Source organism: Sphaerobacter thermophilus DSM 20745 (genome assembly GCF_000024985.1).
In the GTDB taxonomy this organism is placed as follows: domain Bacteria; phylum Chloroflexota; class Chloroflexia; order Thermomicrobiales; family Thermomicrobiaceae; genus Sphaerobacter; species Sphaerobacter thermophilus.
Genome location: NC_013524.1, coordinates 973730 through 989132 on the forward strand (window position 1 = coordinate 973730; position 15403 = coordinate 989132).

Here is a 15403-nt window from a genome sequence, read left to right on the forward strand (position 1 = left end):
GACCGGTGAGCGAGCGCAACGAGAGAAGGCACCGCGCCGGATGGGTCGTGGGCGCGGTGCTGCTCGGGCTGCTCCTCTGCCTGTTCACGGTTCCCGGCACGCAGGCCCACGCGGTGCTGGTCCGGGCCGACCCGGCGCCCGGCTCGGTGGTCGGCTCGGCGCCCGGGATGGTGCGCATCTGGCTCTCCGAGCCGGTCCAGGCCCCGCCCGACGCCGTGGTTGTCACCGGCCCGGACGGGGCGCGGGTGGATGGCGGAGACGCGCGGGTCGCAGCGGACGATGCGACCCAACTGCAGGTAACCCTAACGGCGAACACCCCCGGCACCTACGAGGTCCGCTGGCGGGCCATCTCGGCCGACACGCACCCGGTGGGCGGGTCGTTCCAGTTCAGCGTCGGCGCGCCTTCCGGGGGTGTGGCCCCGGCCGGAGCGACCACGACCGTGGATACCAGCGGCAGGGCCTGGGCCGCGGTTGCGCGCTGGCTGCACCTGTTCGGCGTCGTCGTGGCGTTGGGGCCACTGGTGTTCAGGGTCGTCGTGCTCGGCCGGCTGCGCGACTCGGAGATCGATCTTCGGCTGTGGCGGGTCAGCCGGATCGGGGCCGGCATCGTGATCGTCGCCGCGCCGCTTCTGCTCCTGGCGCAGGCGGTCGGCGTCGGCGGGTCGCTCTCCGCGGGGCTGAGCGGCGAGGTGCTCCGCAGCCTGGTCCTGAGCAGCTACGGGGCGCGCTGGGCCGGACGCCTGGTCCTGGCCGTGCTGCTACTGATGCTCGCCTGGTCGGCCGTGCGGCGCGGGCGTTCGAAGCGGCTTGCTCGCTCCTGGGCGATCACGGCACTCGTGCTGGGTGCGGTGCTCCTGCTGCTGACCAGTCTGAACGGGCACGCGGCGGCCACGGAGCCGGTCTGGCTCTCGGTGCTGGCCGACTGGGTCCACCTGGGTGCCACGGTCGCCTGGTTCGGCGGGCTGGCAGCGGTCGTCGCCGCGGTGCGCCCGGCACTGGCCGCGCGGGCGGACGCGCAGCGGCTCGCGGTACTGGCGTGGGCCATGCCGCGCTTCTCGACGTTGGCCCTGGTCAGTGTGGAGCTGCTGATCCTCACCGGGCTCTACGCCACCTGGGCTCACGTGCCGAACCCGGCGGCGCTGGTTGACACCGGCTACGGCGTTGCGCTGCTGGTGAAGCTCGGGCTGATCGCCGTGACCCTCGGCTTCGCCGCCGTCAACCTGCTGGTGCTGCGGCCCCGGCTCCGCGCTGCGGCCGTGAGTAACCCACACCCGCCCAAGGGAGCCGATGCGGTCGCGCGGGATCTCACCCGGACAATCGGCGCCGAGGCGCTGCTCGGCGTGGCGATCCTGGCCGTTGTCGGGGTGCTGACCGCGCTCCCGCCCTCCCGTCAGGCGGCTGCACTCACCGCGGGTGGGACCACGCCCGACGCGGCCGCGCCGCAGGCATTCTCGCAGCCCGCCGTGACGCTGGCGCAGAACGCGGGCTCCACCCTCGTCACCCTCGCGATTGACCCGGCCATGCCGGGCGCCAATCAAGCCGTGGTCAGCCTCATGGATTCCTCCGGCAACGCCGTCACCGACGCGCGGGTTCGGCTCCGCGCCCGCCCGAGCGACGGGGACGGGGCAAGCTCGGTGACGCAGATGGAGGCCGAGAACGGGCGCTACCGGGGCACCGTCATCCTCACCCCGCCCGGTGCCTGGCACCTGGAGGTGCTCGTCACCCTGCCGGGTCAGCCGGAGGCGGCGGCTCCCTTCGACCTGACGGTGCCGGTGCCGGACGCCGGTGCGATCCTGAGCCTGGCCGACCAGGCGATGAACGGCCTGCGCTCGCTGCGCGAGCATAACGAACTGGGCAACGGTGGAGCGACCGTCGTCACCGAGTTCCGCTATGCCGCGCCGGACCGCATGCACAGCATCGTGCAGACGCCAACCGTCCACCGGGAGACGATCGCGATCGGGGATCGGCGCTTCGACCGGGAGGGCACCGGCCCGTGGCAGGAGAGCGCCTGGCCGGCCCGGGGCGGGTACCGCTGGCCCGCCTACGACTTCGCCACGGACGCGACGGAGGTGACCGTCCTCGGACGGGAAGAGATCGACGGGGTCGACTGCTTCGTGGTCGCGTTCCTCGATCCCGCGTCCGCCGCTCGCTTCCGCCTCTGGATCGGAACGACCGACTACCTGATCCGCCAGCAGGTCATGATGGCGCCCGGCCACTACATGACGAGCGTCTTCAGCGACTTCAACGCGCCGGTGACGATCGAGGAGCCAGAATAGTCATGCGTCATGCGTCATACGTCACCCGTGGTGCGCCCCTCTCCCACCAGGGGGGAGGGGCCGGGGGTGAGAGGGACGCATGACGTATGACGAACCACGAACCACGCAACACGCAATACGCAGTACGCTCCACCCTCCCCTACTCCGCCAGCGTCGGGAGGAACTGCGGCGGGCGGCGCACCTTGGTGGCCTGCTCGAAGGCGTAGGCCAGCCGGATCAGCGTCGGTTCGCTCCAAGCTGTCCCCATGAAGGTGATATTGACCGGTAGGCCGAACGCGAAGCCCATCGGCACGCTGATGAGCGGGTAGCCCGCGATCGCGGCCGGGGAAGAGCTGGCGCCCAGGAAGTGATCGCCGTTCACCAGGTCGGTGGTCCAGGCCGGGCTGCCGGTCGGGGCCACGATGGCGTCGAGCTGATGCGCCTGGAGCACGGCGTCGATCCCCTCCGTGCGGCCCAGCCGGTGGTTCGTCTCCAGCGCCTCGATGTACTCCGGGTCGGTCAGCTCACCCTTCTCCTGCGCCATCAGGAAGAGTTCCTGGCCGAACCATCGCAGCTCCTGCTCGGCGTTCTCCTCGTTGAAAGCGATCAGGTCGGCGAGCGTGCGGATATCCGGGTCGTTGCGGGCGGCCAGATAGGCGTTGAGATCGTGCTTGAAGTCGTAGAGCAGCACGGTCAACTCGGTCGGCCCGGTGGTGATCTCGTTGATGGTCGGGATGTCGGCCGGATCGATGATGGTCGCCCCGGCATCGCGCATGGCCTGGATCGCCTGCTCGAAGAGCCGGTCGGTCTCCTCGCTGTAGCCGGTGACACTCTGCCGGGCCACGCCGATGCGCGCTCCCTGAAGCCCGTTCGGGTCGAGGAACTGCGTGTAATCGGTGTAGGCGCGCCCCTCACTCGGGGCGGTGGCCGGGTCTTCGGGGTCGACGCCGACCATGGCTCCCAGGATCGCGGCGGCGTCGGCGACCACGCGGGCGTGTGGGCCGGGCGTGTCCTGATTGTGGGAGATCGGGATGATCCCGCTGCGGCTGAGGAGGCCGACCGTCGGCTTGATCCCGACCACGCCATTGGCCGTCGCCGGGCAGACGATCGAGCCGTCCGTCTCGGTGCCGATCGACCCGGCGGTGAGGTTCGCGGCGGTCGCGGCGCCGGAGCCGGAGGACGACCCGCACGGGTTGCGATCGAGAATGTACGGGTTCTTGCACTGCCCGCCCCGACCGCTCCACCCGCTGGAGGAACGGGTTGAGCGGAAGTTGGCCCACTCGCTCATGTTGGTCTTGCCCAGGATCACCGCCCCGGCATCGCGCAGGCGCTGGACGATGAACGCATCGCGGGCCGGCGTCGAGTTCATCAGCGCCAGCGACCCGGCGGTCGTGCGCATCCGATCGGCGGTGTCGATGTTGTCCTTGAGCAAGATCGGGATGCCGTGGAGCGGGCTCCGCGCGCCGCTGGTCCGGCGTTCCTCATCCAGCGCCTGCGCGATGTCGAGTGCGTCGGGGTTGATCTCCAGGATCGAGTTGAGCCGTGGGCCGTCCTGGTCGATTGCCTCGATACGCTCGATGTAGGCATTGACCAGCTCTACGGCGGTGAACTCCCCCTCCTCCATCGCCGCCTGCAGCTCGGCGATGGTGACCTCCTCCAGGTTCGCCAGATCCACATCCCCTCCCGTGCGTCGTTGCAGAGCGGCGGGCGGCACCGCCTGCGCCCAGCGTGCGAGTGTGGGCGCCATGGTAGCAAACATCACCAGCCCGATGAAGCTGCGCCGATTCATCGTCGCACGAACTGCTCGACGCGGCATGGGATGCCCCTTTCGCCTGCGCGTATCGGGTTGCAAGACGCCTGGATTTATGTTAACCGAGATCGGCGCGGATCGCCATTCTGGTGACGAGGCTCCAACTGCGGGGGTGGTGCGGGTCAGCGAACGCCTGGCTGGCCCAGCACGCGCCACAGGATGCCGAGGCCGGCGACGGCAAAGACGATCGCCATAACCAGCCCCGTCGGGTCGAACGGCCCGCCTCCGAGGACGACGCCGATGCCGAGGGTTCCGGCGGCCACGAGCGCCACGCCGAGCAGCACGGCGATGGCCCTCATCCAGCGTGACCGCGGCGGCCGGCGGATGACCTCACCGAGCAGACGGCCCTCCATGCGCGCGGCGTTGATCGGGTCGTAGGGGGAGCGGAGATATTCCTCCACGAAGGGATCGGTCCCGACGATGGCCTGCGACTCCTCCCGCTCGTCTGGGTCCAGGAACAGAGCGTCGTCGTCTTGGGCTGGGTCGTCCCCGGGCGGGCGGCGCACTGGGTGCTGGTGGTCGCTCATTGCCATCTCCATTGCTGCGGGACTGCCACCGGCAGGATATCACAGCGTCGGAACGGGAGGCGTGGTCCTGGAGCGCCGGAATCGTGCCGGCTCCAATCCGCGCGGGCGCGACCCTCCCCCCTGCCCCTCCCAACCCTTCGGCTTCGCTCAGGGCAGGCTCTTGGGAGAGGAGAGCTTACGTGCAGGGGACGGGCAAGACGCCCGCGCTCCTGGTCAGCACCTTCAGCGGCGTCGTCGGCGAGGGGCGGATCGCCGCCCCGGCGCGCGGTTTGATCGCCGGGCAGGGCGGCGGCCGCTGCGGCGCGCTTCCGCGCGGGAGCGCTCCAGCGCCGCGATCGCCTCGGGCACGCGCGTGGTCAGGGCCTCGTCGGAGAGGTCGTCCCCGACGTTCGCCAGCAGCCAGCGGGTGATCTCCCCGACACTGCGAGGGTCGAGCGGTCCCTGGTTGGCCGCGACTTCGAGCGCCACGCGGAGGATTAGCGCGTCGCTCCCCTCCCCCGCTGCGGCGCGTGCGCGGCCGACGAAGGCCCGCTGGGCCTCCGGGTCGCTCCTCTTCCCGTGCACGGCGAGCTGCGCACCGAGCAACCGCCAGAGGTCGGCGTGTCGACGCTGCCGCTGGCTCCGCTCGCCGCGCGAGGCGGCTGCGACCCGCGCCACCCGTTCCGGCGTCGGCGTGCCTCCGGACGTCTCGATCGCCTCAACGGCGGCGGCGACCTCGCGCGGTGACACCCGCCACCCGGCAGTGCGCCGCACCGCGTCCAGGAAGGCGCGGGACGACGGGTCGGCGTCCTCTGCCGCGGGCGACTGATCGGGCGGCACGGGTTGGCCGGATTCGGGCCGGTCCTGCTCGGGCTCCTGGCTCACTGATGCTCCTCTCGCACGTCTCCGGTGCTCCACCGCCGCGGGCCTCTGCCCGCGAACACGCGCACGGATCATACCCTGTGCCGTGGACTGATAGATGGTCACCACCTCGCGTCATCCCGATCGGAGCGATGTCCTCCGGGCTCGGCTTTCGAAGGTAGTTAGAGATGTGCCCCGCCGCGTTGGGAGAGAATGATTCGTTTCCTGTCAGTCTCCGATCCAGTGCTTCTCGGCTCGGTGTGCCGTTTCACGCTGGCGGAGTCCCAAGGGATGGACAGAAACTGAGCGAAACTCCCCTTCGCAAGCCGTTGACGACATTCGGACGACTGGTTTATGATGCAGCCACCAGCTTGCGAAATGCGCGTTGTGGGCGCCGTGCTGGCCGCTCCGGGTGAGTGTGCCGGCCCGAGCGAGACGCGGAACCCTGATCATTCGAGCCGATATCTCGCACTTCCCACCGAACGACATTGCCGCCGTTTCGCTTCGGTCCGTGCTCGCATGACGCAGAGCTATGCCTTGGGGTGTGGTTCAGACCTCGGAGAACAGCGAGATGGTCGTGACGGGAAGTGGTTCTCCGTCTACGGAGACTGCGCAGGCCGGCTTGGCCGGAGCTCGACTTCAACTGATTGACCTGACTAAGACCTATGGAGATGTCGTTGCGGCAGATCGAGTCACCCTGGATATCGCTCCGGGCGAGTTCATCACGCTGCTCGGTCCAAGCGGCTCCGGCAAGACGACGACGCTCATGATGATTGCCGGCTTCGTCACGCCGACCAGTGGCCAGATCCTCGTGAACGGTGACGACATCGCCTTCCGTGCGCCCCATAAGCGCAACATCGGAATGGTTTTCCAGAACTATGCCCTGTTCCCACACATGACGGTAGCCGAGAACATTGCCTTCCCGCTCAAGATGCGCAAGTGGTCACGGAATCGCATCCAGGAAGCGGTGGACGAGGTTCTCCGCCTAGTCCGTCTTTCGGGTTACGGTGAGCGCTACCCGCGTCAGCTGTCGGGTGGCCAGCAGCAGCGCGTCGCGTTGGCCCGCGCGCTGGTGTTTCGCCCCCCAGTCCTCCTGATGGATGAACCGCTTGGTGCGCTCGACAAGAAGCTGCGCGAAGAGATGCAGCTCGAGATCAAGCACATTCAGGAAGCAACCAATATCACCACGGTCTACGTGACCCACGACCAAGAGGAAGCGCTCACGATGTCCGACCGCATCGCGGTCATGCGCGATGGGCGAATTGAGCAGGTTGGGAGTCCGCGGGACTTGTACGAGCGCCCTGCCAGCGCCTTCGTCGCCGGCTTCCTTGGCGATTCGAACTTCCTGGAGGGGCGTGTGGATACAGTTGATGGCGCATCCGTACTCATCACCCGTGAGGGGTTCCGTGTGCGGCTCCCTTCCGGCGCGGAGCTGCAGCCCGGCGAGCAGATCGGCGTTGCGTTGCGGCCTGAGCGCATTCGAGTCGGTACGCCGGACGGGAAAGACACCGTTCTCCAGGGGATCCTCGACGAAGTGATCTACGTGGGTGACTCAAGCAAGCTTCGCGTCCGAGTCGCGGACGGATGCTACTTGGTGGCCAAGGAGCAGAACCAGGATGGCACCAGGCACTGGCGCCGTGGCGAGTCGGTGCACTTGGCTTGGAACTCCACGGATGTCGTCATCGTGAGTCGCAACAGCCAGCAGGTGAGCTAAGCCGACGTCACTTGGCCAACGGTTCATCGGAGAAGGGGAGCCTACCGGAGGATTGCCTGTCACCCTCCGGAAGGTCGAGGTGATTGGGGTTCGAGCGACGTTCGAGTGTGGAGCAAGGAGGAGGGACTATGGGGCTGAGTGATGAGGAACGCGCGTTACGCCTGATGAAGCTCCTCGATATGCGGAGTCAGATGCGTCGCCGGCAGTTCCTACGCTACATGATGGCCGCCACTGCAAGTGCGGTGGTTCTCGGCGCCTGTGGCGATGGCAGTGGCAGCGCGTCGTCGAACGGCGGGAGCGGTGACACCGCCTCCAGTGGATCCTCCGATGCGTCCGACGAGGTCCTGGTTAAGGAAGTCGCCGGTTACGACAACCCAGAGAAGTGGAAAGGGCGCAAGATCGTCGTCACCTCCTGGGGAGGTGCCTATCAAGATGCCCAGCGGAAGGCGATCTTCGAGCCGTTTATGCGGTTGACCGGCTGTGAGATTGCCGAAGACACCTCTGACAGCGGCAAGCTGAGGGCCCAGGTGGAAAGCGGCAACGTCGAGTGGGATGTCTATGACGCCGGCACGGAGGGGGTCCTGAACTACGGCAACCACGGACTGCTCGAGGAGATTGACTACGACATTGTCGATACGACGGATCTCTACGAAGACCTCCTCATGCCGTGGGGTGTCGGAGCCATCTACTATTCGACGGTGTTAGCCTACCGAACTGACAAGTACTCTGGTGACAATATCCCCCAAGGGTGGGCCGATTTCTGGGACACGGAAAAGTTCCCTGGTGCCCGGTCGCTCTACAACGATCCGACGACCACGCTGGAGTTTGCGCTCCTCGCTGACGGCGTCGATCCCGACCAACTCTACCCCCTGGACATGGACCGGGCTTTCAAGTCACTCGACCGCATCAAAGAGGCGGTGACCGTCTGGTGGGATGCTGGGGCTCAACCGGCGCAGCTCCTGACGGACGGGGAAGTTGACATGGCGTCTGCCTGGAATGGCCGGATCGACACGGTTCAGCAGCAGGGCGCCAAGGTCGCTATCCAGTGGAATCAGGGACTGCTGACGGCTGATTCCTGGGTGGTTCCCAAGGGATCCAAGAACAAGGATGTGGCGATGGATTTCATCAACTTCGCCACACGTCCGGAGACCACGGCCGCGCTGGCACGCCTTATCCCCTACGGCCCGGTGAACAAGAAGGCGTTTGACTATCTCGACGAAGAGCTGGCCAGGCGGCTTCCGAGCGAACCGGAACTCAAGCAGTCTCAGATCGTCACCAACTTCGAGTGGTGGGAGAAGAATCTGGACGAGGCGACCGAGCGATTCCAGAGCTGGATACTCGAATAGCCTTCGTCTCGCCCAGTCTACGTCCCGGCGAGAGCCCTCTTCCGGATCGCCCAAGCTGCGATCCGGTTGGCCTGATGGCAGTGGGGCAGCGTTGAGCTCGAGGCGGGGAGGGGCGAGGCAAGACGGTGTCCTGGTGAGCTGGCAGAGAGGATCCGTGACGTGAAACTGGCGGAGCGCGAGAGCATGGCAATGCCAACGGCGTCGGCCCTTGGGGATCGGCGCTTTGCGATCCAGCGCTGGCGCGTCCAGTTCGGCTACTTTCTGCTGCTCCTGCCGACCCTGATCGCCCTCCTCGCCCTCTTCGTCTATCCGATAGGCCGTCTGCTGGTCACGAGCTTCTTCGACCCGGATTTCACGTTGGAGCACTACCAACGCATCTTTTCGGTGCCGGTGTATCTGCGCGTGATGCAGACGACTCTTAGCATCGCCGCCCTCGTCACGGTCATCTGCCTGCTTTTGGCCTATCCGCTCGCCTATTTCCTGTCGACGCTGAGCGCCCGTGCGTCTCGCATCCTTATCATCTTCGTCCTGGTTCCGTTCTGGACCAGCATCCTCGTTCGGACGTACGCCTGGATGGTCCTGTTGCAGAAGCAAGGCGTTCTCAACCGCTGGTTGCTTGAGCTCGGTGTGATCCAGGAGCCACTCGCGCTCATGTACAACCGCGTGGGGGTTACCGTTGGGATGGTGCACGTCCTCCTCCCGTTCATGGTCCTCCCCCTCTTCGCGGTCATGCGCGGGATTGACCGCAGTCTGCTGCGCGCCGCTCAGAACCTCGGCGCCAGCCCGGTGCAGACATTCCTGCGAGTCTTCCTGCCGCTCAGTCTGCCTGGAGTTGGCGCTGGGGTCCTGTTGGTGTTTGTCCTGAGCCTGGGCTTTTACATCACACCCGCTCTCATGGGAGGTCGCAAAGACCTCATGATCGCTCAGCTCATCGAGCAGCAGATCCGAACGCAGCTCAACTGGCCCTTCGCCTCTGCGCTTGCACTGGTGCTCCTCGTGGTGACCATCGTGATCATGACCATCTATAACCGGCTCCTGGGCCTCGACAAGATGTTTGGGGGAGACGTTTCGTGAGCCTCGACGCGGACGCATTGAGGACCATCTCATCCAGCGGTGCGCAGTCGCACCGGCCACAACGGCGGGTCGATTGGTTCAAGATCGCGCTGACGGTCTTCAGCGCTGCTGTTCTGCTCTTTCTGGTCGCGCCGGTGCTTATCGTGATCCCCATGTCTTTCAGCGCCGCCCAGTACCTCACCTTCCCTCCCCCCGGGCTGTCGCTCCAGTGGTATGAGAACTTCTTCTCCCGCCAGGACTGGACGACGTCGGCACTGCGAAGCCTCCAGGTAGCGGTGGTCGTCATGGTTCTCGCAACGGTCCTGGGGGTAGCTGCGTCGCTGGCGTTGGTGAGGGGATCATTCCGTGGAAAGGAATTGATCAACTCGATTGTTGTCGCACCGATGGTCGTCCCCGGTATTATCGTGGCCATCGGGGTGTACCAGATTTTCGTTTCCATGCACCTCGTCCAGAGCTTCGTTGGCCTTGTCGTCGCCCACACGATTCTGGCAGTTCCTTATGTCATCGTGAATGTCAGCGCGACGCTCCGCGGGTTCGACGTGCGACTGGAGCATGCTGCGGCGAACCTCGGAGCTAACCGGTTACTTGTCCTTCGCTACGTGACCTTGCCTCTGATCGCTCCGGGTATCTTCGCGGGTGCACTCTTCGCCTTCATCATCTCGTTTGACGAGTTGATCGTGGCGCTCTTCATCGCTGGTACGACCAGTCGTACACTGCCGATGCGGATGTTTGAAGGTCTCCGGAGTGAGATCGACCCGACCATCGCCGCGGTCTCGTCGATGCTCATCGTCTTCTCCATTGTGGTGCTGCTCTCGTCCGAACTGCTGCGGCGACGTTCTCGCGGGTGACGGCGTCGTGACCGGCGCGTCTCCATGGGTCGCGGCGAGCGTCTTTACGAGAGTGATGGTGGTGGTGGTGCAGCCAAGCCAGGCGTTGTGGCCGTTCGCAATGACTCATTTGGGCGGGACGGGTGGAGCTGCGAACACACGAGGCGATGAACGGTGCTTGAGGGGCGAGGGATCGCGGATTCCTCATGAAGCGTCCGCGGGAACTGGACGATAGGGGCCCGGACTTGCCGGCCCCTGAGGGGCGCACATACGCCTACTCTAACGCGCTGAGTCGAGTGTAGGGTGCCGGTGGTGGCGAAAGCCATCCGCTTGGGGGAGAGAGCCTGGTGAAGAACTACGCGAGCTACAGCTTCTGGCTGGAGACGTGTGGCGACGATCTGACGCCGCGGGCGCCGCTCGACGGCTCGATCGACGTCGACGTGGCGATCCTGGGTGCCGGCTACACCGGCCTCTGGACTGCCTACTACCTGCTCCGGCGTCAGCCGTCGCTGCGTGTCGCGGTCGTCGAGGCCGAGATCGCAGGCTTCGGTGCCTCCGGCCGGAATGGCGGGTGGTGCAGCGCGGGCTTCCCGGTGACCGCCGGGGAGCTGGCCCGGCGCTATGGCCCGGAGCGAACGCGGGCGCTCCTGGCGGCGATGCGGGAGTCGGTCGACGAGGTCGGCCGGGTGGCGGAGGCCGAGGGCCTCGATATCGATTATGTCAAGGGTGGCACGCTGCGGGTGGCGCGGGGCCCGCACCAGGAGCCGATGCTAGACCAAGCGTTGGCGACGTACGAGCGGCTGGGTATCGCCGACCACTACACCCGCCTCGACGCGGCGCAGGTAGCCGAGCGGGTGCGGATCACCGATGTGCGGGGTGCGCTCTACTCCCCCGACTGCGCCGTGATCCATCCCGGCAAGCTGGTGCGCGGGCTGGCGCGGGTGGTCGAGCGGCTGGGCGGGACGATCTACGAGCAGACGCGGGTGACCGCCTTCGAGCCGCGTCAGGCGGGTGTGCCCGGCAGCCGGCCGCGGCTGATCACGGAGCGCGGCGATGTGCGCGCCGAGGTGGTGGTTCTGTGCGGGGAGGCCTACCTCTCACGGCTGCCCGGGCTGCGCCGCCAGTTGATCCCGGTCTATTCCCTGATCGTGCTGACCGAGCCGCTGAGCGATGCGCAATGGGCTGAGATCGGCTGGGAGAACCGCGAGACGATCGGCTCGCACCGCTTCAGTGTCGACTACCTCTCTCGGACGCGCGACGGGCGGATCGTCTTCGGCGGGCGCGGGGCGCCGTACCACTTCGGCTCGCGCATCGAGGATTCCTACGACCGCCACGAGCCGACGCACCAGATGCTGCGGCGGATGACGCTAGAGTGGTTCCCGATGCTGCGCGGGATCCGCTTTACCCACCACTGGGGCGGGCCGCTCGGCATGCCGCGTGACTGGATGCCGACGATGTCCTACGACCGCGCAACCGGCATCGCCACGGCCCGGGGGTACACCGGCCAGGGGGTGGCAACCTCCAACCTCTCCGGGCGGGTGCTGGCGGACCTGATCTGCGACACCCCGTCACCGCTGCGAGTGCTGCCGGTCATCGGGCACCGCTCGCCTGACTGGGAGCCGGAGCCGTTGCGCTGGCTCGGTGTGCGCTACGTGCAGCGAGGCTTCGCCCGCCTGGACGAGCAGGCCGAGCGCACCGGCCGTCCGCCGAGTGGCCGCTCTCTGGTCGAGCGATTGGGGCGGCACTGAGCGGGATGGGCGACCCGTGCACGGAGTTGGCTAGTACCCATTGCGGGTAACGCCTCGCTATTCCTGTCATCCTTCGGCGGAGCCGAAGGATCTCTGATAGGGACGCAGCCGCAGCGCGAGATCCTTCGCTTCGCTCAGGATGACAGGGTCTCAAGGCAGGTATTACACCACGCCCTCGGCGCGGAGCTGGGCGATTTGCTCGTCCGAGTAGCCCAGGCGCTCGCGGAGGACGAGGTCGGTGTGCTCGCCCAGCAGCGGCGGGTGTGAGCGCACCGTCGCGGGCGTCTCGGAGAAGATGTAGGGCGGCCCGGCCATCCGCAGCGTGCCAATCGTCGGGTGGGGCACCTCGACCACCATCTTCCGGTGCTGAATCTGCGGGTGGGCGAAGACCCGATCGACCGTGTTGATCGGCCCGCAGGGGATGCCGGCGGCGGAGAGTTCTTCCAGCCAGTCGTCGGCGTCGCGCGTGGCGAACGCCTCCTGCAGGATGGGGATGAGTTCGTCGCGGTTGGCGACACGGGCCGGGTTGGTGGCGAAGCGCTCGTCGGTCGCCAGATGCTCCAGTCCGAGGATGCGGCAGAGGATCTGGAACTGCCGGTCGTTCCCGACGCCGACGGTCATCCAGCGGTCGCGAGCCTTGAAGGTCTGGTAGGGCACCAGGTTGGCGTGGGCGTTGCCGTAGCGCTTCGGCAGCTCGCCGGTGACGAGATAGGCGCTGCCGACGTTAGCCAGCCAGGCAACGGCGGAGGCGAGGAGCGCCATGTCGATCTTCTGGCCCTTGCCGGTCTGGTCGCGGACGCGGAGGGCGGCGAGGATGGCGTTGCAGGCGAACATACCGGTGGTGATGTCGACGATGGCGATGCCGACCTTCATCGGCTCGCCGTCGGGCTCGCCGGTGACGCTCATGATGCCGCCCTCACCCTGGGCGATGACGTCGTACCCGGCGCGGTCGGCGTAGGGGCCGTCCTGGCCGTAGCCGGTGATCGAGCACCAGACCAGGCCCGGGTTGAGGGCGCTTAGTGCCTCGTAGCCCAGCCCCATGCGGTCGAGCGCGCCGACCTTGAAGTTCTCGACGACGACGTCGCTCTGCCGCGCCAGCTCGCGGATGATCTCCTTGCCGCGCTCGTCCTTGAGGTTGACGGTGATGCCCTTCTTGTTGCGGTTGCAGGCCATGTAGTAGGCACTCTCGCCGCCGACCCACGGCGGACCCCAGTGGCGGGTGTCGTCGCCCCTGCCCGGCTGCTCGACCTTGATCACCTCGGCTCCCAGGTCGCCCAGCATCATCGTGCAGTACGGCCCGGCGAGTACGCGCGACAGGTCCAGCACGCGGATACCATCGAGCGGATGGCGCATCTCCTCAAACCCTTTCCCCCAGGGCCCCGATTTGCGGTCTCTCGGGCGTAGCCTACCACACCCCGCCGGAGTGCGGGCGATGGCCCAGCGCCTGACTCGCCCCGCGCGGGGCGAGCCAGGGGCGGAATGGGCGCTAGACGGCGAAGCGGGTCATCATGGCGTTCAGCACGGCGCGCCAGATGGTAACCAACTGCACGCCATCCTCCGCGGTGAAGACGAAGCCGCGCTCGCCGTTCCGGGCGACGCCCGGGACGATGGTCGCGAGGTCCGCCTGCACCTGATGGTCGACATCGACCTCCACGCGGCACGGCCACCCCGGGTTGTACGGCTTGAGTTCCGGGATGCGCCGGACGGCCTCCGCGGCCCCTTCGCGGATCAGGTCGCGGGCCTTCGCGGGGTGCAGGTGAATGGCGGAGTTCGTGCCGATCCCGCGCTTCACGATGACGCCGACCACGCGCTCCCCGAGGAGCTCCTGGGTCTGACGCACGGTGTGGTCATCGCCGGTGACCATGATGACCGGGACGCCGAAGTGACCGGCGACGGCGGCGTTGATGCCGTACTCCCCGACCGAGACGCCGTTCAGGCGGACATCCCGGATGAAGCCTACGTAGGTGTGCGCGAGGACCCCGTTGGGGGTGCCGGCCTTGGCGTGGTAGCCGGTGTAGATGAGCCCGGCCACACCCGGCTCATCGACGCCCTGGGCCATGCTCAACGGCTTGTGCGCGCCGCTGATGAGGAGCGCCTCGCGGTGTAGCTCCTCCGGCAGCAGGTTGCGCATGCCGTCGTGCGATTCGTTGACGATGACCTGCTCGGCCCCGGCTTCCAGCGCGCCCTCGATGGCGGCGTTGACCTCCCGCGTCATGGTGAGGCGCGCCCAGCCATACTCCGCGGCGCTCGACCCGGCCGGGTTCGCCTGGTCGGGCGGCCGGACGTGGATGCCCTCCACCACCCCGGTCGTGCCTTCCATGTCCGCGGAGATCACGATCTTCATGACCTGTTATCCCTTCTGCGAGCACTCCCCTCCCCTACCGCGCTGGGCGCAGGAGATCCGCGAGCCCATCGCCGAGGAGGCTGAACCCTGTACCGACTACGAGGATGGCAAGCCCGGGGATCGTGGTGAGCTGCCAGGACCGCAGGAAGAAGTCGCGCCCCTCGGCGATCATCAGCCCCCACTCCGGGTTGGGCGGCTGGGTCCCCAGGCCGAGGAACGAGAGCGAGGCGGCCACCAGGATGTTGAGCACCATGTCGGCCATCGCGAAGACCACGACGGGCGTGATGACGTTGGGCACGATGTGCCGGAGGATGATGGCCCGGTCTGTCAGCCCCACGACGCGCGCCGCCTCGACGTACTCCAGACGCTTGACGACCAGGATCTCGCCGCGCACGATCCGGGCGTAGGCGATCCACCCGACGAGCCAGATGGCGACGAAGATGTTGTTCTGGCTGGGGCCGAGCATGGCGACGATCGCGATCACCAGCACCAGGAAGGGGAAGGCGATGGCGATGTCGACGATGCGCATGATGATGGTGTCCCACCACTTCCCGTAGAAGCCTGCGATCGCGCCCAGGATGCTGCCGACGACGACGGTGACGGAGGTGGCGAGGAAGGCGATCATCAGGTCGACCCGCCCGCCGTAGAGGATGCGGGTGAGAATGTCGCGCCCGAAGTTGTCCGTCCCCAGGGGATGGCGCAGGCTGGGGCCGGCGAAGGTCTCGGTGAGCACCGGTTCCGTCGGGTCATAGGGCGAGAGCATCGGGCCCACGATGATCGCGACCAGCACGACCCCGAGGATAGCCGCTCCCGCGATCAGGGATGGGCTGATCCGACGACGGGACCGCGGCGCCAGTTGCTCCGCCGCGCCGAGCCCGGCGCGGCCGACGACGTTCGTGGATGCGTTCACATCCCCTC

At 67.2% G+C, this 15403-nt stretch carries 12 protein-coding genes; 6 read left to right on the forward strand and 6 right to left on the reverse strand.

The features are described 5' to 3' along the window. Positions 1–5: 5 nt before the first annotated feature. Complete coding sequence (locus tag STHE_RS16450) at positions 6–2276, forward strand: copper resistance protein CopC (protein WP_012873727.1); 2271 nt, start codon at positions 6–8, stop codon at positions 2274–2276. A gap of 139 nt (positions 2277–2415) precedes the next feature. Here the strand turns inward: STHE_RS16450 and STHE_RS16455 are convergent, their stop codons facing one another. The 3 genes from STHE_RS16455 to STHE_RS16465 all read right to left on the reverse strand — a co-directional run bounded on the left by STHE_RS16455 (position 2416) and on the right by STHE_RS16465 (position 5456). Then, the gene (locus STHE_RS16455) at positions 2416–4071 is read right to left on the reverse strand and encodes an amidase (protein WP_217155932.1); all 1656 of its coding nucleotides are present in this window, start codon (positions 4069–4071) and stop codon (positions 2416–2418) included. A gap of 116 nt (positions 4072–4187) precedes the next feature. Beyond that, entirely contained in the window at positions 4188–4592 is a 405-nt protein-coding gene (locus STHE_RS16460) for a hypothetical protein (protein ID WP_012873729.1), read from the reverse strand. 222 nt (positions 4593–4814) lie between these two features. Further along, positions 4815–5456 (reverse strand): hypothetical protein, encoded by a 642-nt coding sequence (locus STHE_RS16465; RefSeq protein ID WP_012873730.1) that lies wholly within the window; start codon positions 5454–5456, stop codon positions 4815–4817. Between the two features lie 547 nt (positions 5457–6003). Here STHE_RS16465 and STHE_RS16470 point away from each other — a divergent pair. The 5 genes from STHE_RS16470 to STHE_RS16490 all read left to right on the forward strand — a co-directional run bounded on the left by STHE_RS16470 (position 6004) and on the right by STHE_RS16490 (position 12141). Beyond that, positions 6004–7146 carry an ABC transporter ATP-binding protein gene (locus tag STHE_RS16470; RefSeq protein ID WP_012873731.1) on the forward strand — a complete coding sequence of 381 codons (1143 nt, stop codon included), beginning with the start codon at positions 6004–6006 and terminating at the stop codon, positions 7144–7146. Between the two features lie 128 nt (positions 7147–7274). Next, on the forward strand, positions 7275–8492 hold the full coding sequence (locus STHE_RS16475) for an ABC transporter substrate-binding protein (protein ID WP_012873732.1): 1218 nt from the start codon (positions 7275–7277) through the stop codon (positions 8490–8492). A 159-nt stretch (positions 8493–8651) separates the two neighbouring features. Next, the gene (locus tag STHE_RS16480; protein ID WP_012873733.1) at positions 8652–9566 is read left to right on the forward strand and encodes an ABC transporter permease; all 915 of its coding nucleotides are present in this window, start codon (positions 8652–8654) and stop codon (positions 9564–9566) included. Next, the gene (locus STHE_RS16485) at positions 9563–10414 is read left to right on the forward strand and encodes an ABC transporter permease (RefSeq protein WP_012873734.1); all 852 of its coding nucleotides are present in this window, start codon (positions 9563–9565) and stop codon (positions 10412–10414) included. The genes STHE_RS16480 and STHE_RS16485 overlap by 4 nt, the downstream gene beginning before the upstream one ends. A gap of 326 nt (positions 10415–10740) precedes the next feature. Beyond that, complete coding sequence (locus STHE_RS16490; protein WP_012873735.1) at positions 10741–12141, forward strand: NAD(P)/FAD-dependent oxidoreductase; 1401 nt, start codon at positions 10741–10743, stop codon at positions 12139–12141. A gap of 162 nt (positions 12142–12303) precedes the next feature. On the opposite strand, the gene STHE_RS16495 is transcribed toward STHE_RS16490, so the two are convergent. The 3 genes from STHE_RS16495 to STHE_RS16505 all read right to left on the reverse strand — a co-directional run bounded on the left by STHE_RS16495 (position 12304) and on the right by STHE_RS16505 (position 15395). Then, on the reverse strand, positions 12304–13494 hold the full coding sequence (locus STHE_RS16495; RefSeq protein WP_012873736.1) for a CaiB/BaiF CoA transferase family protein: 1191 nt from the start codon (positions 13492–13494) through the stop codon (positions 12304–12306). A 133-nt stretch (positions 13495–13627) separates the two neighbouring features. Further along, a complete protein-coding gene (locus STHE_RS16500; RefSeq protein WP_012873737.1) occupies positions 13628–14485 on the reverse strand; it encodes a M55 family metallopeptidase in 858 nt (285 codons plus the stop codon). 34 nt (positions 14486–14519) lie between these two features. After that, positions 14520–15395, reverse strand: a complete 876-nt coding sequence (locus STHE_RS16505; protein WP_012873738.1) for an ABC transporter permease — start codon at positions 15393–15395, stop codon at positions 14520–14522. Between the last annotated feature and the right edge of the window lie 8 nt (positions 15396–15403).